The 19,011-nt window shown below is 72.8% G+C and carries 16 protein-coding genes; 12 read left to right on the top strand and 4 right to left on the bottom strand.

Annotated features, from left to right (window positions below; genetic code table 11):
* Window positions 1-103 precede the first annotated feature (103 nt).
* The 3 genes from ACSU6M_RS27270 to ACSU6M_RS27280 are packed head-to-tail and all read left to right on the top strand — an operon-like array spanning window position 104 to window position 2,548.
* Window positions 104-784, top strand: coding sequence for a response regulator (locus ACSU6M_RS27270; RefSeq protein ID WP_437073095.1), 681 nt, complete (start codon window positions 104-106; stop codon window positions 782-784).
* 53 nt (window positions 785-837) lie between these two features.
* Complete coding sequence (locus ACSU6M_RS27275) at window positions 838-2,064, top strand: cytochrome P450 family protein (protein WP_437073097.1); 1,227 nt, start codon at window positions 838-840, stop codon at window positions 2,062-2,064.
* 43 nt (window positions 2,065-2,107) lie between these two features.
* Window positions 2,108-2,548, top strand: a complete 441-nt coding sequence (locus ACSU6M_RS27280; protein ID WP_437073098.1) for a PaaI family thioesterase — start codon at window positions 2,108-2,110, stop codon at window positions 2,546-2,548.
* Between the two features lie 95 nt (window positions 2,549-2,643).
* Here ACSU6M_RS27280 and ACSU6M_RS27285 read toward each other — a convergent pair whose 3' ends face one another.
* On the bottom strand, window positions 2,644-3,663 hold the full coding sequence (locus ACSU6M_RS27285) for a Gfo/Idh/MocA family protein (RefSeq protein WP_437073099.1): 1,020 nt from the start codon (window positions 3,661-3,663) through the stop codon (window positions 2,644-2,646).
* A gap of 128 nt (window positions 3,664-3,791) precedes the next feature.
* Here ACSU6M_RS27285 and ACSU6M_RS27290 point away from each other — a divergent pair, with 128 nt between their 5' ends.
* From ACSU6M_RS27290 to ACSU6M_RS27330, 9 genes are all read left to right on the top strand, one after another.
* Entirely contained in the window at window positions 3,792-4,529 is a 738-nt protein-coding gene (locus ACSU6M_RS27290; protein ID WP_437073100.1) for a GntR family transcriptional regulator, read from the top strand.
* A gap of 235 nt (window positions 4,530-4,764) precedes the next feature.
* On the top strand, window positions 4,765-5,769 hold the full coding sequence (locus ACSU6M_RS27295) for a sugar ABC transporter substrate-binding protein (RefSeq protein WP_437073102.1): 1,005 nt from the start codon (window positions 4,765-4,767) through the stop codon (window positions 5,767-5,769).
* Entirely contained in the window at window positions 5,766-6,806 is a 1,041-nt protein-coding gene (locus ACSU6M_RS27300; protein WP_437073104.1) for an ABC transporter permease, read from the top strand. Before ACSU6M_RS27295 ends, ACSU6M_RS27300 begins: the two co-directional genes overlap by 4 nt.
* A complete protein-coding gene (locus ACSU6M_RS27305) occupies window positions 6,803-7,573 on the top strand; it encodes an ATP-binding cassette domain-containing protein (protein WP_437073106.1) in 771 nt (256 codons plus the stop codon). Before ACSU6M_RS27300 ends, ACSU6M_RS27305 begins: the two co-directional genes overlap by 4 nt.
* 116 nt (window positions 7,574-7,689) lie before the next feature.
* A complete protein-coding gene (locus tag ACSU6M_RS27310; protein ID WP_437073107.1) occupies window positions 7,690-8,835 on the top strand; it encodes an ROK family glucokinase in 1,146 nt (381 codons plus the stop codon).
* Window positions 8,832-9,413, top strand: coding sequence for a sugar kinase (locus ACSU6M_RS27315; RefSeq protein WP_437073108.1), 582 nt, complete (start codon window positions 8,832-8,834; stop codon window positions 9,411-9,413). The genes ACSU6M_RS27310 and ACSU6M_RS27315 overlap by 4 nt, the downstream gene beginning before the upstream one ends.
* Before the next feature lie 98 nt (window positions 9,414-9,511).
* Complete coding sequence (locus ACSU6M_RS27320; RefSeq protein ID WP_437073109.1) at window positions 9,512-12,397, top strand: DEAD/DEAH box helicase; 2,886 nt, start codon at window positions 9,512-9,514, stop codon at window positions 12,395-12,397.
* The gene (locus ACSU6M_RS27325; protein WP_437073111.1) at window positions 12,394-14,676 is read left to right on the top strand and encodes an SWIM zinc finger family protein; all 2,283 of its coding nucleotides are present in this window, start codon (window positions 12,394-12,396) and stop codon (window positions 14,674-14,676) included. Before ACSU6M_RS27320 ends, ACSU6M_RS27325 begins: the two co-directional genes overlap by 4 nt.
* A 112-nt stretch (window positions 14,677-14,788) precedes the next feature.
* On the top strand, window positions 14,789-15,313 hold the full coding sequence (locus ACSU6M_RS27330) for a GNAT family N-acetyltransferase (protein ID WP_437073113.1): 525 nt from the start codon (window positions 14,789-14,791) through the stop codon (window positions 15,311-15,313).
* Window positions 15,314-15,990: 677 nt separating this feature from the next.
* Here ACSU6M_RS27330 and menC read toward each other — a convergent pair.
* The 3 genes from menC to ACSU6M_RS27345 are packed head-to-tail and all read right to left on the bottom strand — an operon-like array spanning window position 15,991 to window position 18,969.
* Window positions 15,991-17,100, bottom strand: a complete 1,110-nt coding sequence (gene menC / locus ACSU6M_RS27335; RefSeq protein WP_437073115.1) for an o-succinylbenzoate synthase — start codon at window positions 17,098-17,100, stop codon at window positions 15,991-15,993.
* A 22-nt stretch (window positions 17,101-17,122) separates the two neighbouring features.
* The gene (locus tag ACSU6M_RS27340) at window positions 17,123-17,890 is read right to left on the bottom strand and encodes a GNAT family N-acetyltransferase (RefSeq protein WP_437073116.1); all 768 of its coding nucleotides are present in this window, start codon (window positions 17,888-17,890) and stop codon (window positions 17,123-17,125) included.
* Window positions 17,887-18,969: a M20 family metallopeptidase gene (locus ACSU6M_RS27345; protein WP_437075373.1), complete on the bottom strand. Its 1,083-nt coding sequence runs from the start codon at window positions 18,967-18,969 to the stop codon at window positions 17,887-17,889. Before ACSU6M_RS27345 ends, ACSU6M_RS27340 begins: the two co-directional genes overlap by 4 nt.
* Between the last annotated feature and the right edge of the window lie 42 nt (window positions 18,970-19,011).

The following is a 19,011-nucleotide window of genomic DNA, read 5'->3' on the forward strand; positions in this document are numbered from 1 at the left end:
GAAGCCCCCTCCGAGATCACTCCGCCGAGCACTGTAACCGAGGCGTCGCCCACCGGGCGGTGCCGTTTACGCACCCCGCCCCGACCGTGATTACGTGACCTCCATGACCGCTATCAAGGTGCTCCTCGTCGACGACGACCCCCTGGTGCGCGCCGGGCTGTCCTTCATGCTGGGCGGCTCGCCGGACATCGCGATCGTGGGCGAGGCCGCCGACGGCGCCGAGGTGGAGGCGCTCGTGGCCCGCACCCGCCCGGACGTCGTCCTGATGGACATCCGGATGCCCGCCGTGGACGGCCTGACCGCCACCGAACGGCTGCGGCGCCGCGAGGACGCCCCGCAGGTGGTGGTGCTGACCACGTTCCACGCCGACGAGCAGGTGCTGCGCGCCCTGCGCGCGGGCGCCGCCGGATTCGTGCTCAAGGACACCCCGCCCGCCGAGATCGTCGACGCGGTCCGCAAGGTCGCGGCCGGCGACCCCGTCCTGTCACCCGCCGTCACCCGGCAGTTGATGGCCCACGCGGCCGGCACCGCCGCCGGCACCCGCCGCACGCGCGCGCGTGAACGCGTCGCCCTCCTCAACGACCGGGAACGCGAGGTCGCCGTCGCGGTCGGCCGGGGCCTGGCCAACGCCGAGATCGCCGCGAGCCTGTTCATGAGCGTCCCCACCGTCAAGACGCACGTCTCCCGCATCCTGGCCAAGCTCGGCCTCAACAACCGCGTCCAGATCGCCCTCCTCGCCCACGACGCCGGACTGCTCGAAGAAGATCCGCGGGACGGGCACTAGCGCGCGGCGCCGCGCGTTGTGCGCAGTGAGGACAGGACCGTGAGGGGGGAGCCATGGCCGAGGTGACCGACCTGGGACAGTACCGCGACGGGTCCCGCCCGGAGGTGATCGACCTCGGGCGGTACGGCGACGCGTTCCGCACCGACCCGCACCCGGTGTACGCCGCACTGCGCGCCCGCGGTCCGGTGCACCGGGTCCGCCCGCCGGGCACGGGTCCGGAGCACGAGACCTGGCTGGTCGTGGGCCACGAGGAGGCGCGCGCCGCGCTCGCCGACCCGCGCCTGGCCAAGGACCCCGCGAAGCTCGGCATGACGTTCCTGGACGAGGAGCTGATCGGCAAGTATCTGCTGAGCGTCGACCCGCCCGACCACACCCGGCTGCGTTCCCTGGTCTCCCGCGCCTTCACCATGCGGCGCGTGGAGCAACTGCGCCCGCGTGTCCAGCAGATCACCGACGAACTGCTCGACGCGATGCTGCCGCACGGCCGCGCCGACCTCGTCGAGTCCTTGGCCTTCCCGCTGCCCATCACCGTCATCTGCGAGCTGCTCGGCATCCCCGAGATGGACCGCTCCGCCTTCCGCAAGATCTCCACCGAGGTCGTCGCGCCCAGCACGTCGGGCACCGAGCAGCACGCCGTGGAGCGCCTCGCCGAGTACCTCACCGAGCTGATCGAGGACAAGCGCCGGGGCGGCCCGAGCGACGATCTGCTCAGCGACCTGATCCGCACCACCGCCGAGGACGGCGACCGCCTCTCCGTCGGCGAACTGCGCGGCATGGCCTACCTGCTGCTCATCGCCGGTCACGAGACCACGGTCGGTCTCATCGGCAACGGCGTGTACGCGCTGCTCACCCACCCCGACCAACTGGCCGCCCTGCGCGCCGACATGAGCCTGCTCGACGGCGCCGTGGAGGAGATGCTGCGCTGGGAGGGCCCGGTCGAGAACGCCACGTTCCGCTTCGCCGCCGAGCCCCTGGAGATCGCCGGAGTGCCGATCGCCCGGGGCGAGACGGTGCTGGTCGGCCTCACCGCCGCCGACCGCGACCCCACGCGCTATCCGGACCCCGACCGCTTCGACATCCGCCGCGACCCGCGCGGCCATGTCGCCTTCGGCCACGGCATCCACTTCTGCCTGGGCGCCCCGCTGGCCCGCCTGGAGGCCCGCACGGCCATACGGTCCCTGCTGGAGCGCGCCCCCGGCCTCGCCCTGGACGGCCCCTGCGGCGAGTGGCTGCCGGGCATGCTGGTGCGCGGCATGCGCAGTCTGCCGGTGCGCTGGTGAGCGCCCGAGAACCGTCCGTACGAGTCCCTGGAGTCCGACAGCGATGACCGCACCCTCCGTCCCGTCCCCCCAGCTCGATCTGACGGCAGCTCAGCAGGCCCTGGCCGCCCAGCCGTTCAGCAGACTCCTCGGCACCCGCATCAGCGCCTTCGGCGGCGGCGAGGCGGTCCTGGAGCTGGACATCCGCCCGGAGCTCCATCAGCAGAACGGCTTTGTGCACGGCGGTGTCCTGTCCTACGCGGCCGACAACGCCATCACCTTCGCCGCCGGCACCGCCCTCGGCGCGGCCGTGCTGACCTCGGGCTTCTCCATCCAGTACGTCCGCCCCGCGGTCGGACGCACCCTCAGGGCGAGCGCGCAGGTGGTGCACTCCGGGCGCCGTCAGGCCGTGGTCCGCTGCGACCTGCTGACCACGGCGGAGGACGGTACCGAGACGCTGTGCGCGGTGGCGCAGGGCACGGTGCTGTCGACCGCGACGCCCTGACGGCCGTTGAGGCGCGCGGGGGGGAAAGGGTCGCGCAGAGGAGGTCGGAAAGGTCCGGCAGAGGAGGCGTGAAAGGTCGCGCGGAGGCGACGTGCTCAGGCCCCCACGTCCCGCCCGCCCGGGATCTCCAGCAGCCGGACCGGTCTGCGCTCGCGCCGCGACAGATCGCATGCCTCGGCGATCCGCAGGGCCTGCAACGCCTCACGGCCGTCGCACGGATTGGCCCGCTCACCGCGCACTACCTCGATGAACGCGGCGAGTTCGGCCTCGTAGGCCGGCCCGAAGCGCTCCAGGAAGCCCGTCCACGGCTTGGAGGCGGCCGGCGGCCCGGTCGGCTCGGTGGAGGCGATGGGCGTACGGTCGTCGAGGCCGACGGTGATCTGGTCGAGCTCACCGGCGAGCTCCATGCGCACGTCGTACCCGGCGCCGTTCAGCCGGGTCGCGGTCGCGGTGGCGAGGGTGCCGTCGTCGAGGGTCAGCACCACCGCGCCCGTGTCGATGTCCCCGGCCTCCCGGAACATGCCGGGCCCGGCGTCGGAGCCGGCCGCGTACACGTCGACCACCTCGCGGCCGGTCACCCAGCGCAGCGCGTCGAAGTCGTGGATCAGGGTGTCCCGGTACAGGCCGCCCGACAGCGGCAGATAGCCGGCCGGCGGCGGCGCCGGGTCGGAGGTGATGGCCCGCACGGTGTGCAGCCGCCCGAGACGCCCCGAGCGGACGGCCTCCCGCGCGCCGGTGTAGCCGGTGTCGAAGCGGCGCTGGAACCCCATCTGCAGCACCGTCCCCGCCGTCTCCACCTCCGTGATCGCGAGCAGCGTGCCCGGCAGGTCGAGCGCGATGGGCTTCTCGCAGAACACCGGGAGCCCCGAGCGCGCGGCCCGGCCGATCAGTTCGGCGTGCGCCGAGGTCGCCGCCGTGATCACCACGGCGTCCACGCCCCACTTGAAGATCTCGTCCACGCCCGGCGCCGCCGTCTCGCCCAGCCGGAGCGCCAGCTCCTGCGCCCGCGCGGGGTCCACGTCCGTCAGGATCAGGGAGCCGACGTCACGGTGCCGGCTCAGCGTGTTGGCATGGAAGGTGCCGATGCGGCCCGTACCGATGACCCCGATGCGCATGGAATCAAGGTGAGGGCGGACCGCCCATCTGTCAATCCGTATGTCCGGACAATCGGACTACACAACTTCCCGTCAACCATTCACAGGGCTACGCTCGGGCCGTGCCGAAACCAGATGTTGACCCGACCGTGCGACTCGACCTCAGTGTGGACCGCAGCTCGCCCGTTCCGCTGTACTTCCAGCTCTCCCAGCAGCTGGAGGCCGCGATCGAGCGAGGGGCGCTCACGCCGGGCAGCCTCCTGGGCAACGAGATCGACCTCGCGGCCCGGCTCGGGCTGTCCCGCCCCACGGTCCGCCAGGCCATCCAGTCCCTGGTCGACAAGGGATTGCTGGTGCGCCGCCGCGGGGTCGGCACCCAGGTCGTGCACAGCCAGGTCAAGCGCCCGCTGGAGCTCAGCAGCCTCTACGACGACCTGGAGGCGGCCGGACAGCGCCCCGCCACCAAGGTCCTGGTCAACACGGTCGTCCCCGCCTCCGCCGAGGTCGCGGCCGCCCTCGGGGTCGCCGAAGGCAGCGACGTCCACCAGGTCGAGCGGCTGCGGCTGGCGCACGGCGAGCCGATGGCGTACCTGACCAACCATCTGCCGACCGGACTGCTCGACCTGGACACGGACCAGCTGGAGGCGACCGGTCTGTACCGGCTGATGCGCGCCGCCGGCATCACCCTGCACAGCGCCCGCCAGTCCATCGGCGCCCGCGCCGCCACCGCCCCCGAGGCCGACCGGCTCGCCGAGGACGAGGGCGCCCCGCTGCTCACCATGCAGCGCACCACCTTCGACGACACCGGCCGCGCGGTCGAGCACGGCAGCCACATGTATCGCGCGAGCCGCTACTCCTTCGAGTTCCAGCTCCTGGTACGGCCGTGAGGTCTGCGTCCGCAGGGCGGTGAGGTGCGCCGCCGGGCGGCCGGGCGTGCGCCGCCGGGTGGCGCGGCGACCCCGTTCCGTCCGTCCGCGTTCGTCGCAATGTCCGGACAATGCGACCGACTCGCGGTCCCCGGTCACGAGGGGCACGATCCCTGTGTTCGATACTGGGGCGTTTGGGGCCGGTGAGACGACCGGCCCCGCGCACGACAGAACACGGCAAGAAGGGCACGGCCTCGTGGCACGGTTTCGGACCTGGGCAGGGATCGCGTTGGCAGGGGCGCTCAGTGTGTCCCTCGCGGCGTGCAGCAGCACCGGCGGCAAGCGCGCCGAGGACGCCCGCAAGGCCGCGGCCGAACGGGGCAGGGCAGCGGTGAGCACCCCGCGCTGGACCTTCGCGATGATCACCCACTCGGGCGATGGCGACACGTTCTGGGACATCGTCCAGAGCGGCGCCAAGGAGGCAGCCGCCAAGGACAACATCAACTTCCTCTACTCGCACGACGACGAGGCCCAGCAGCAGGCCCAGCTGGTCGACGCGGCCGTCGACAAGAAGGTCGACGGCATCATCGTCACCCTCGCCAAGCCCGACGCGATGAAGGCCGCCGTCGCCCGCGCCGTGAAGGCCGGGATCCCGGTGATCACGGTCAACTCGGGCTCCGCCGAGTCCAAGGCGTTCGGCGCCCTCACCCACATCGGCCAGGACGAGACGATCGCCGGCCAGGCCGTCGGCGAGGAGCTGAACGCGCGGGGACGGAAGAAGGCGCTCTGCATCCTGCACGAGCAGGGCAACGTCGGCCATGAGCAGCGCTGCGCCGGGGTGAAGGAGACCTTCGACGGCGAGGTGCAGAACCTCTACGTCACCGGCACCAACATGCCCGACGTGCAGTCCGCGATCGAGGCCAAGCTCCAGGCCGACACCTCCGTCGACGCCGTCGTCACCCTCGGCGCCCCCTTCGCCGACACCGCCGTGAAGGCCAAGCAGAGCGCCGGCAGCGACGCCGAGATCGACACCTTCGACCTCAACGCCAAGGTCGCGGCCGGCCTCAAGGACGGCACCCTCGGCTTCGCCGTCGACCAGCAGCCCTACCTCCAGGGCTACCAGGCCGTCGACCTGCTGTGGCTCTACCGCTACAACGCCGACGTCCTCGGCGGCGGCAAGCCGGTGCTGACCGGCCCGCAGATCATCACCAAGGAGCAGGCCGCCGAGCTGGAGGAGTACACGAAGCGGGGCACCCGATGAGCACGACCGCCGACGGCAGGGCCGATGAGCGGCTTGTGCGCACCTCGCCGCTGCGGAAGCTGCTGAGCCGCCCCGAGCTGGGCTCGGTGGTCGGCGCGATCGCCGTCTTCGTCTTCTTCGCGATCGTCGCCGACAGCTTCCTGCGGGCCTCCAGCCTCAGCACCGTCCTCTACGCGTCCTCGACGATCGGGATCATGGCGGTGCCGGTGGCGCTGCTGATGATCGGCGGCGAGTTCGACCTGTCCGCGGGCGTCCTCGTCACGTCGTCGGCGCTGATCTCGTCGATGTTCAGCTACCAGATGACCGCGAACGTCTGGGTCGGCGTCGGCGTCTCGCTCCTGGCGACGCTCGCCATCGGCGCGTTCAACGGGTGGATGCTCACCAGGACCAAGTTGCCCAGCTTCATCATCACGCTCGGCACCTTCCTGATGTTGACCGGGTTGAATCTCGGGTTCACCAAGTTGATCGACGGCACAGTCTCGACGAAGACGATCGCCGACATGGAGGGATTCCCGACGGCTCAAGACGTCTTCGCGTCAACGTTGACGATCGGGGACGTCGACTTCAAGATCACCATCCTGTGGTGGTTCGCCCTGGTCGCGCTCGCCTCCTGGATCCTGCTGCGCACCCGCGCGGGCAACTGGATCTTCGCGGTCGGCGGCAACCAGGACGCGGCCCGCGCGGTCGGCGTCCCGGTGGCCAGGACCAAGATCGGCCTCTACATGGGCGTGGCCTTCGGCGCCTGGATCGCCGGCCAGCACCTGCTCTTCTCCTACGACGTCGTCCAGTCCGGCGAGGGCGTCGGCAACGAGCTGATCTACATCATCGCCGCCGTCATCGGCGGCTGCCTGATCACCGGCGGCTACGGCAGCGCCGTCGGCTCGGCGGTCGGCGCGTTCATCTTCGGCATGACCAGCAAGGGCATCGTCTTCGCCGAGTGGAACCCCGACTGGTTCAAGTTCTTCCTCGGAGCGATGCTGCTCCTCGCGACCCTGCTCAACGCCTGGGTCCGCAAGCGCGCGGAGGCCACCAAGTGACGCTCGTCGAGCTGACCGACGTCAGCAAGCACTACGGCAACATCCGCGCCCTGGAGGGCGTCTCCCTGGAGGTGAACGCGGGGGAGATCACCTGCGTCCTGGGCGACAACGGCGCGGGCAAATCAACCTTGATCAAGATCATTGCGGGTCTGCACCGGCATCACGGCGGAGTCCTGCGCATCGAGGGTGAGGAGACCACCCTCTCCTCGCCCCGCGACGCCCTGGACCGCGGCATCGCCACGGTCTACCAGGACCTGGCCGTCGTCCCCCTGATGCCGGTCTGGCGCAACTTCTTCCTCGGCTCGGAGCCGCGCAAGGGCGTCGGCCCCTTCAAGCGCATGGACGTCGAGTACATGCGCCGCACCACCCATGCCGAGCTCCTTCGCATGGGCATCGACCTCCGCGACGTCGACCAGCCCATCGGCACCCTCTCCGGCGGCGAACGCCAGTGCGTCGCCATCGCCCGAGCCGTCCACTTCGGAGCGAAGGTCCTGATCCTGGACGAGCCCACGGCGGCCCTCGGCGTGAAGCAGTCCGGAGTGGTCCTGAAGTATGTGGCCGCAGCACGCGACGAGGGCCTGGGTGTTGTCTTGATCACCCATAACCCCCACCACGCTTACCTGGTGGGCGACCGCTTCGTCCTCCTGAAGCGAGGCGCCATGGTCGGCAACCACACCCGCGACCGGATCACCCTGGACGAGCTGACGCAGCAGATGGCAGGCGGCTCCGACCTGGACGCTCTGCGCCACGAACTCCAGCGTGGATAGGGGCGTGGGGAACTGCATGATCCACCACAGACCGCCCGCAGCCGCCGTATGAGACGAGCCACCCCGTTGCTGTTGCGTACGCCGGGCAGTGGGCCCGTACGGCAGAATCGGCTCTGATGAGCACCTACCGCGACCTCACCGCCCCCATCGGCTCCCGCCGCGCGCCCGTCCTGCGCACGGTCGGCACCAGGGAACGCCGCTCACACCTGACGGCCCCCCGTGTGCCGACGGTCGGCATCGACATCGGCGGCACCAAGGTGATGGCGGGCGTGGTCGACGCCGACGGCAACATCCTGGAGAAGGTCCGCACCGAGACCCCGGACAAGTCCAAGAGCCCCAAGGTCGTCGAGGACACCATCGTCGAACTGGTCCTGGACCTGTCCGACCGGCACGACGTGCACGCCGTCGGCATCGGCGCCGCGGGCTGGGTCGACGCCGACCGCAACCGCGTCCTGTTCGCCCCCCACCTGTCCTGGCGCAACGAACCGCTGCGCGATCGCATCGCCGGGCGCCTCGCGGTCCCCGTTCTGGTCGACAACGACGCCAACACCGCCGCCTGGGCCGAGTGGCGCTTCGGCGCCGGCCGCGGCGAGGACCACCTCGTCATGATCACCCTCGGCACCGGCATCGGCGGCGCGATCCTGGAGGACGGCCAGGTCAAGCGCGGCAAGTACGGCGTCGCCGGAGAGTTCGGCCATATGCAGGTCGTGCCCGGCGGACACCGCTGCCCCTGCGGCAACCGCGGCTGCTGGGAGCAGTACAGCTCCGGCAACGCGCTCGTGCGCGAGGCCAGGGAGCTGGCCGCCGCCGATTCCCCGGTGGCGTACGGGATCATCGAGCACGTCAAGGGGCAGGTCGGCGACATCACCGGCCCGATGATCACCGAGCTGGCCCGCGAGGGCGACGCCATGTGCATCGAGCTGCTCCAGGACATCGGCCAGTGGCTCGGCGTCGGCATCGCCAACCTCGCCGCCGCCCTCGACCCCTCCTGCTTCGTCATCGGCGGCGGCGTCTCGGCCGCCGACGACCTGCTGATCGGCCCCGCGCGGGACGCGTTCAAGCGGCACCTGACCGGCCGCGGCTACCGCCCCGAGGCCCGGATCGTCCGCGCCCAGCTCGGCCCGGAGGCCGGCATGGTCGGCGCCGCCGACCTCGCCCGCCTGGTCGCCCGCCGCTTCCGGCGCGCCAAGCGCCGCCGGGTGGAGCGCTACGAGCGCTACGAGCGGTTCGCGGCCACCCGTCGCACGGAGGACTCGCTGTGACAGGAGCCCTGCCGCACCAGCCCGGCCCGACCGACGATCTCTCCCCCCACACCGAGGACCGCCGCCACATGCGCCGTCGCCGCGCACTCACCCTGCTCATCATCGTGCTGCTCATCGGCATCCCGGCCGGCTACCTGGTGATCTCCGCCGCCCAGAGCCGAGCCAGCGGCAAGGACAAGGAGGAGCGCTACTCGGCGCGCGGCCTCACCGAGGAGTGGCCGTCGAAGGTCCAGCTCCGCCTCTACCAGGTGCCCATCCCGCACCCGTCCGGCAAGGTCGCCTACTACGAGACGAACAACTGGAAGACCAGCCGTCTCTACGTCCAGTTCCAGGCCCCCAACGCCAACCTGGACGAGTTCCTGCGCGACATGGGCACCAGCACGGCCGCGCTCAAGCGCGACCACATCACCATCAGCGCCCGCGACCGGAAGATCACCGGCTGGGACTTCAACGGCCCCGGCCCCTGGTACGGCCTCGTCCACGAGCAGAAGAAGCCCGCACCCACCCAGGACGTGGTGGTGAACATGTCGGAGCCGAACAACCCGTTCGTGTACGTCGTCTCGCGCACCACGCCCTGACCGAGCGGCCCCGGCGGTCTCCGGGGCCGATTGTCAGACCCCGCCCGTAGAGTCGGAGACAGGTGATCCGGCAGGACGGGCGGGAGGTGACAGGACGTATGAGCGACACGGTGACGCAGACGGCGGCGGGCACCGCCGCGGGCGCCCGGCCGTCCGTCCCCGCACGCCTCGCCGCGGTCTTCCTGCCCGCGCCGCTGCCGCGCGAGGGCCGCGTCGCCTTCTGGGACCCGGAGGAGCGCTCCCCGTCCGGTGGTGACGGCGGTGCGGCGACCGAGGTCGCCGGCGACCTCACCGAACTGACGGTGGTCCGGCCGCACGGCAAGGGCGTCCGCCGCGGACGGACCCCGGCGCTCACCCTGCCGCTGGACCGGGCCCTCCCCCTGCTGGTGCGAGCCCGCCGCGACCCCGCCGCCCACCCCGCCACCGCCTGCTGGGGCGCCGCCGCCCTGCACGCGCTGCGGCTCGCCGCCCGCGGCCGCCTGCTGCCCGGCCTCACCCCTTCCGGACACGACGCCTGGCGGGCCGGCCCCCTCGAACCCGACGACATCGCCCACCTGCGCGCGGTCGCCGCCGCCCTGCCCTACGAGGGCCACGCCGTCCCGCTGCCCGGACCAGGACCCGTCCGGCTGCCCGAGCCGGAAGCGCTGATGCGATCCTTCCTCGACGCGGTCGCGGACACCCTGCCCCGCACCCCGGCCGCCCCGCACGCCGTCGGCCGGCCCTTCGCCGACCACCGCCCGCAGCACCTGCCCGACGCCCACGAGTGGGCCGCCGAGGTCGCCGCCGGCATGGACGCGGGCGTACGAATCTCGCTGCGCCTGGACCTGTCGGCGTACGACGTCTTCGACGCGGAAGGCGACGGGGAGGGCGAGCGCAGCCGGCGCGCGGGAGCCGCGATCGTCCAGGTGCACAGCCTCGCCGACCCCACCCTCGTCACCGACGCGGCCGCCCTGTGGGCGGGGGAGGCCGACGAGGCGTTCGGGCCCCGCGCGCGCGTGGACGCCGCCCTCGCCGTCCGCCGCGCGGCCCGCGTCTGGCCGCCGCTGGACCGGCTCGCCGAGCAGGACGTACCGGACGTCCTCGCCCTGTCCGAGGAGGAGGTGGCCGATCTGCTCGGGGTGGCCGCCGCCCGGCTCGCGGCGGCCGGCGTCGCCGTCCACTGGCCCCGGGACCTGGCCCGCGACCTCACCGCGGCCGCCGTGGTGCGCCCCGCGCCCGGCTCGGCGACCGACGGCACCGGCTTCTTCGAGAGCGAGGAACTCCTCCAGTTCCGCTGGCAGCTCGCCCTCGGCGGCGACCCCCTCAGCGAGGCCGAGATGGACGCGCTCGCCGAGGCCCACCGCCCGGTCGTGCGGCTGCGCGACCAGTGGGTGCTCGTCGACCCCGCGCTCGTCCGCAAGGCCCGCAAGCGGGAACTGGGCCTGCTCGACCCGGTGGACGCGCTGTCCGTCGCGCTCACCGGCAGCGCCGAGGTCGACGGCGAGACGGTCGAGGCGGTGCCGACCGGGGCGCTCGCCACGCTGCGCGACCGCCTGACGGCCGGCGTACGCCCCGCACAACCGCCCGCCGGCCTGCACGCCACCCTGCGCGACTACCAACTCCGCGGCCTTGCCTGGCTGGACCTCATGACCTCCCTCGGACTCGGCGGCTGCCTCGCCGACGACATGGGCCTCGGCAAGACCGTCACCGTCATCGCCCTGCACCTCAAGCGCGCCCGCACCGAACCGACCCTGGTGGTCTGCCCGGCCTCGCTGCTCGGCAACTGGCAGCGGGAGATCACCCGCTTCGCCCCCGGCGTCCCGGTCCGCCGCTTCCACGGCACCGAGCGCAGCCTCCAGGGCCTCGACGGCGGCTTCGTCCTCACCACCTACGGCACCATGCGCTCGGCCGCGCCCTCCCTGGCCGAACAGCGCTGGGGCATGGTCGTCGCCGACGAGGCCCAGCACGTGAAGAACCCCTTCTCGGCCACCGCCAAGGCACTGCGCACGATCCCGACGCCCGCGCGCGTGGCCCTCACGGGCACTCCGGTGGAGAACAACCTCTCCGAACTGTGGGCCCTGCTCGACTGGACCACCCCCGGACTGCTGGGCCCCCTGAAGTCCTTCCGCGCCCGGCACGCGCGCGCGGTGGAGACGGGCGAGGACGAGGAGGCCGTGGAGCGACTGGCCCGCCTGGTACGGCCCTTCCTGCTGCGCCGCAAGAAGTCCGACCCCGGTATCGTCCCCGAACTGCCCCCCAAGACGGAGACGGATCACCCGGTCCCGCTCACCCGCGAACAGGCCGCGCTGTACGAGGCCGTGGTCCGCGAGTCCATGCTGGCCATCGAGACCGCGCAGGGCATCGCGCGGCGCGGGCTGGTCCTCAAGCTCCTCGGCGCGCTGAAGCAGATCTGCGACCACCCCGCGCTCTACCTCAAGGAGGAGCCGGGCCACGCCGGCACGGACCGCCTGGCCGCCCGCTCCGGCAAACTCGCCCTGCTGGACGAGCTGTTGGACACGCTGCTGTCCGAGGACGGCTCGGCGCTGGTCTTCACCCAGTACGTCGGCATGGCCCGTCTGATCACCTCGCACCTCCAGGGCCGCGCGATCCCCGTCGACCTGCTGCACGGCGGCACACCGGTCCCGGAGCGGGAGCGGATGGTGGACCGCTTCCAGAGCGGCGCGACCCCCGTCCTCGTCCTCTCCCTGAAGGCCGCCGGCACCGGCCTCAACCTCACCCGCGCGGGGCACGTCGTCCACTTCGACCGCTGGTGGAACCCGGCCGTCGAGGAACAGGCCACCGACCGCGCGTACCGCATCGGCCAGACCCAGCCCGTCCAGGTCCACCGCCTCATCACCGAGGGCACCGTCGAGGACCGCATCGCCGAGATGCTCGCCGCGAAGCGGGCCCTCGCCGACGCCATCCTCGGCTCCGGCGAATCCGCCCTCACCGAACTCTCCGACCGCGAGCTGTCCGACCTCGTCCGCCTGCGGAGGACGTCATGACGGGGGAGAAGGAAACGGCGGAGGGCCGTCTGGAGGGCCGTTCGGAGGAGGGCGGCGCAGTGGAGGAGCGTGATCCGGCGGTGCAGCGTGAGCCGGCGGAGCAGCCGGCGGACCGGGGAGACGACCTGGCCGCGAGCGCGGAGCAGGGCGAGGGCCGGGCGACCGACCCGGTCGCCTCGCGGCCCCGCCCCGCCGACGAGGCCCGCCGTGCGCTGCGGGCCGCGCTGGAGCGAGGGGAGGCCCAACCGGAGGCCGGCCGGCGGGCACGACGGGGCTCGACGAGCCGACCGCGCCCCAAGGACAGCGGCCCGCGCCCCGGCGACGCCGCCCGCGCTGCGCTCAGGCGCGGGGCACTCTCCGTAGCGCAGGCGGAGCCGGTACCGGAGGCCGAGCCCGTAGCGCAGACCGAGCCCGTACCGACGACCGAGGCCGTACCGACGACCGAGGCCGTACCGACGACCGAGGCCGTACCGGCGACCGAGTCCGTACCAGCAACCGAGGCCGTACCGGCGACCGAGGCCGCCGACACTCCCGCCCCCACCCAGGCGCTCGGCCCGGACCGGCAGAACCGCCCCGAGGAGCACCCCGCGCGTCCCGGCGCACGCCCCGGCGACGCCGCCCGCGCGGCACTGCGCGCGGCCCGAGCCGCACGTGACGAGGCGCGGTCCGCCGAGGAGCGGCTCACGGACGGCCCGGCGGCCCCGCGACGGGACCGGCGCGAGACCACCCGGCCCGAGCGGACCCGTCGCCCCACCGCACCGGAAGCCGAGCCCGGCCGAGGCCCGTCGCCGGTCGGCCGCCTGCTCTCCGCCGGAGCCTTCGCCGCACCCACCTCGAAGAACCCCGTGACGGCGACGCGCCCGGCCAAGCCCCGGAACCCCACCACCGGGACCGGCACCCAGCCCTCTCCCCCCACACCCCGGACCACCGCGGCCGGCACCCCCACCACCCCCACGTCCATGGCCGCCCCCCACCGCGACACCGACCTGCGCCGCACCTTCCCCGCGTTCGCCCCCCTCCGCCCCCGAACCACCACCACAGAACCCCCCGCCTCCACCACCGAGCCCTCCACCTCCACCACCGAACCCCCCACCTTCGCCGAGACCTGGTGGGGCAACGCCTGGGTCTCCGCCCTGGAAGAAGGCGCCCTGGACGTGAAGCGGCTGGCGCGCGGGCGCGGATACGCCGAACAGGGCCACGTGGACGCCATCACCGTCACCCCCGGCCTGGTGCTGGCCTACGTACAGGGCAGCCGTTTGCGCCCGTACCGCGTGCAGGTGCGGCTGCGGACACTGGACGACGCCGACTGGGAGCGGTTCCTGGACGCCGCGGCGGAGCGCCCCGCGCACATCGCCGCGCTGCTCGACAAGGAACTGCCCCCGTCCCTGGCCGAGGGCGACGTACCGCTGCTGCCCGGTCCGGGGGACCTGGAGCCGCACTGCACCTGCCCGGACCGCGGTCACCCCTGCAAGCACGCCGCGGCCCTCTGCTACCAGACCGCACGCCTGCTGGACGCCGACCCGTTCGTGCTGCTCCTGCTGCGCGGCAGGGGCGAACGCGCGTTGCTGGACGCCCTGTCCCGCCGTAACGCCGCGCGGGCGGCCCGTGCCGCACAGGAGCGGCACCCCGCACCGCTGCCCGGCGTCCGCGCGAGCGAGGCGCTGGCCCGGCGTGAACGCCCGCCGCTGCCCGCGCCGCCGCCCGCCCCCGCCCATCCCGAGCAGCCGCCCGCCTACCCGGCCGCACCGGGCGGCCCCGACCCGCTCGCCCTGGACCAGTTGGCCACCGACGCCGCCGCGCGCGCCCACGCCCTGCTCACCACCGGGCACGACCCGATCGCCGAGTTGACGCTGTGGCAGGACGCGGTACGGATCGCCGCCGCCCGGCCCGGCTCGGGACTGACCGCCGGCAGCCGCGCGCTGTACGCCTCGCTCGCCGCCGTGGCCGGCCGCACCCCGGCGGACCTCGCGCGCGCGGTCGCCGCGTGGCGGCAGGGCGGCCTCGACGGGCTCGCCGCCCTGGAGGAGCCCTGGGACCCGCCGGCCGGCCGCTTCGACCGCGCGCGCCCGCTGCTGCTCGCCGCCGACCTGCCCGCCTTCCGCCCCTCCCGCAACCGCCTCACCCACCCCCGCGGCCACCTCCAGCTCCGCCTGGGCCGCGACGGCCTCTGGTACGCCTACGAGTCGGAGCCCGGCGCCGACGACTGGTGGCCGCGCGGCACCCCCGACCCCGACCCGGTCGGCGCCCTCACCGGCCTCGGCACCCAGGCCGACCTCTGACCGGCCTGACCACCGCGGGACCCAGGGAACGCCCGTGAACCGGACCCGCCCGCCTGCCCCCGCAGCCGCCCCGCCGCGCGACGGCACGCCTCCTGTGCGAAATACTCTCCCGATGAGTTCACGCACTTCTCCGACGAGCCGGCCGATCACGATACGGAGGGCCGTCGCGCGGGATGCCAAGCGGCTCACGCGGCTCGTGCGTGGTTCAGGCGCCTACGCCGGCAAGTACGCGGCCGCAGTCGCGGGCTACCGGGTCGGACCCGATTACATCGAGGCCCACCGTGCCTTTGTGGCCGTCGGCGCCGATGACCCCGAGGGCCGGGTCCTCGGCTTCTACTCGCTCGTCCTCGCGCCACCGGAGCTCGACCTGCTGTTCGTCGCCGACGAAGCGCAAGGGCGGGGGATCGGACGTCAGCTCGTCGCACACATGCAGTCCGAGGCCCGTGCCGCCGGGCTCGACCGCGTCAGGGTCGTGTCGCATCTCCCCGCCGCGGACTTCTACCACCGCGCAGGTGCGGTGCGGACCGGGACCGCCCTCGCGAACCCGCCCGCCGTGCCCTGGGACCGTCCCGAATTCGAGTTCCGCGTCTCCGGCGCCTCGGACGACACGGGGCCCGCGCGGCCTTCGACCCGGTAGGTCCGGCCTCCCTCACCCCCGCGTGAGAGCGGCGTCCGTGAGACGTAACGGCCGTCCATGAGTGTCCACGTCAGTCCAGGGTCGGGGCGTAAGAGCAGGTCAGGGCATCGCGGTCCGGGGAGTCGGCGTAGTTGGTGACAGACGTGTGACACCGCCTGTGGCAGGCCGGTGATAGGGCGAGGCCGCGCCGGAGCACGCTGGCGGGGGCCTCTGCCCGGAGCCACGAGACGAAGCCCTACCGGAGTGTTCCGGTGGGGTCTTCGACCCCGAGGCCAACCGGCGCGTCCTGGTCTTCGACCTCGCACTCCAGCGGCCCCACCGCAGCCGGACGGTGACCAGGACGCGGCAGGTGTTGCGGGCGTGCAGAACGGCATTGCTGACCACTTCGCTCAGCAGCAGGACCGCCGACTCCGCGCTGTCCTCTGACACGGCCCACCCCGCCATGACCGTACGCAGCCAGCAGCGGGTGTAACGGACGTTCTCCGGGTGGCTGGCCAGCAGCATGCGCGCCTGCTCGGTGCTCCAGGGGCAGGGGCCGTCGGCAACCTTCTGCGGAGCCGCAGTCGTGGAGGGCAGCGAGGTCGCCTGCCCGCCGCTGCGGTGGGTGGTCCGCTGGGGCGGGCAGGCAGTGCGAGGCCGGGCCGACTGTGCCTGCCGCAGTCCCGGCCGTCGTGTTCTTACAGCGCTATCCACTCGCTGGAGGTGGTGACCTCCTCCAGTACGTCCGGCAGTGGCTCGGTGCCGAGGCCGGGGCCCGTGGGGACGTCGAGGTGGCCGTCGGTGAGGACGAATGGCTCGGTGATGTCGGTGGCGAAGTAGCGGTGGGAGCCGGAGGTGTCGCCGGGGAGGGTGAAGCCGGGCAGCGCGGCGAGGGCGACGTTGGCGGCGCGGCCGATGCCGGTCTCCAGCATGCCACCGCACCAGACGGGGATGCCGTGGGCGCGGGCGAGGTCGTGGATGCGGCGGGCTTCGAGGTAGCCGCCGACGCGGGCCGGCTTGATGTTGATGACGGAGCAGGCGCCGAGGGAGATGGCGGCCGCGGCGTCGGCGGCGGACTCGATGGACTCGTCCAGGCAGAGGGGAGTGCGGAGCAGCTTGGCCAACTGGGCGTGCTGCACCATGTCGTCGTTGGCCAGGGGCTGTTCGATCAGCAGGAGGCCGAAGTCGTCCAGCTTGGCGAGCTGTTGGGCGTCCACCAGGGTGTAGGCGGCGTTGGCGTCGACCTGGAGGAGCAGGTCGTCCCCGAAGCGTTCGCGTACGGCGCGTACCGGCTCGACGTCCCAGCCGGGCTCGATCTTCAGCTTGATCCGGACGTAGCCCTCGGCGATGTAGCCCTCCACGGCGTCGAGGAGTTCGGGGATCGAGTCCATGATGCCGACGGACACGCCGCAGGGGACCCGATCGCGGGCGGCACCGAGGTACGAGCCGAAGGACTCGCCGACGCTGCGGAGTTGGGCGTCGAGCACTGCCGTCTCCAGCGCGGACTTCGCCATGTGGTGGCCGGTGAAGGGTTCCAGGAGCCGTCCCACCGTGTTCGCGTCCACGCCGTCCTTGGGCAGGGCGGGGATGAGGAACTTGCGCAGCACGTCCTGGGCGCCGTCGACGTACTCGGAGCAGTAGCGTGGCTCGGACATGGCCGCACACTCGGCCCAGCCCTCCCCGTCGGCGGTGACGACGCGAACCAGCAGGACGTCGCGGCTGGTCTCCACGCCGAAGGAGGTACGGAACGGGGCGACGAGCGGCATCGCGATGCGGCGCAGCTCGACGCCGGAGATCTTTGTCTTCATGAGGGGGCTCCTTCGCAGTGTGTCAGGAAAGGGATGTGGCGCGCTGGACGACGTAGCGGCGGCGATCGTGGAGGCCGATGACGCGGGCGCCTTCGGCGAGCAGGCCGCCCAGGGTCTGTCGTAGGGCCAGCCGCCAGGCCCGTGCGGCGCCGGGGTCGGTACGGCGCAGGGCCTCGATGTCGTCGGGGAGGTCGATGAGCACGGTCTCGGCGTCGGTCGTCCCCATCACCGGGCGGCCTTCGTGGTCGCGCAGGCCATCGGCGGCGTCGGCCGGCAGCTCCTTCAGCTCGGGCGGCGCAGGCGCGGTGAGGTCCCAGGCGGTCAGGACGCGGTCGGAGTCGTCGCCGCCGTTGATGGCGTCGTCCATCGCGCCGTAGAAGGAGACCAGGTACTCCTCGGGCCGGGCGCCGAGTTTCACCAGATTGAAGTACGCGTTGCGGCGGATGAGAGGGTCGTAGGTCCAGGTGATGCGCTTCAGCCCGCGGGCGAGCGCCCATTGCCGCTGGTGCAGCTTGAGGGCGAGGCCCACGCCGCGCCCCATGACCGCGCCCGTGATGTGGGAGTGAAGGCTGGTGCCTATGGGCTCGCCGAAGAAGGCGACGGACGCCCCCACCAGCCGGCCGTCCTCGTATGCTCCGGCGACGTAGTTGCCGGCGTGGGCGAGCGCCCGCATGATCTCGGCGGAGATGGGCCCGTTGCCGGGTTCGGTACCCCAGATGTCGGCGAAGAGGAGGCTGACGGTGTCGAATTCCTCCATGGTGTGCAGTTCGCGGATTACGGGTGCGTTCATCGCAGTGCTCCGACGAGGTGGGCCAGGAGCTGGGCGCGGGCCGGCATTTCGGCGGTGATGACGTGTTCGTGGTCGGCGTGCGCGCCGTCGCCGACCGCACCCAGGCCGTCGAGCGTGGGGCAGCCGACCCCGGCGGTGTAGTTGCCGTCGGAGGCACCGCCGACGGCCGCCTGCCGCTGCGGGCCGAGGCCGAGCCGTTCGGCCTGTTCGACGGCCAGGGCGAACAGCTTCCGGGAGGAGGAGGCGTCCAGGGGCGGACGGTTGGGGCCGCCGTCGATCTGCAGGCGGGCGCCGGGCACTCGCGGCCGCAGGGCCCTGATGAGCTGGTCGACCGCTTCCTGCGCCGCGGCATTGGGCACGCGGACGTCCACGCTCAACTCGGCGCGTGCGGGGACGGTGTTGCTCGCAGTGCCGGCCGACATCAGAGTGGGCGTGATGGTCGTCCCGGGGCCTGCGGACGCGGTGACGGTGTCGGCGATGGCCTGCAGAGCCAGAAGTTGGTGGGCCAGTTCGGTGGCCGCATTGACGCCCTTCTCCGGTTCCAGCCCCGAGTGGGCGGCGCGGCCGTGGACGGTGATGTCGTACAGGGACACGCCCTTGCGGCTGGTCTTCAGCGCGCCGCCGGGAGCCGACGGCTCCAGGACGAAGGTGGCCGAGCACGTGCGGGCGATGTCCTCGATGAGCGTGCGGGACGTGGCCGATCCGGTCTCCTCGTCCCCGGTGACGAGGACGCACAGGCCGTCCAGGGAGGGCAGCGAGGCGAGGGCGTGGAACATCTGGACCAGTCCGGCCTTCATGTCGAAGACGCCTGGGCCTCGGGCGACGCCGTCCGCCACCGACCAGGGGTGGGTGGTGAGGGAGCCGATCGGCCAGACGGTGTCGTGATGGCCCAGCAGCAGAACGCGCGGGGTGCCGAAGGTCCATTGGATGTGGGTGACGCCCTCGATGTCCAGGATGCGGGGCGAGGTACCGAGCAGGCGGCTGCCCTGCGCGGCGACCACGTGGGCGCTGCGGGCGACGGCCGCGTAGTCGGCGGAGAAGGACTCGCAGGTCACGAGTTCTTCGAGGTCTGCGAGCATGGCGTCGAGGGTCGCCTGGTCCGCCGGTGCGGAGAGGGGTTC

Origin of the sequence: Streptomyces sp. enrichment culture (assembly GCF_964272895.1) — a bacterium.
Taxonomy (GTDB): domain Bacteria; phylum Actinomycetota; class Actinomycetes; order Streptomycetales; family Streptomycetaceae; genus Streptomyces.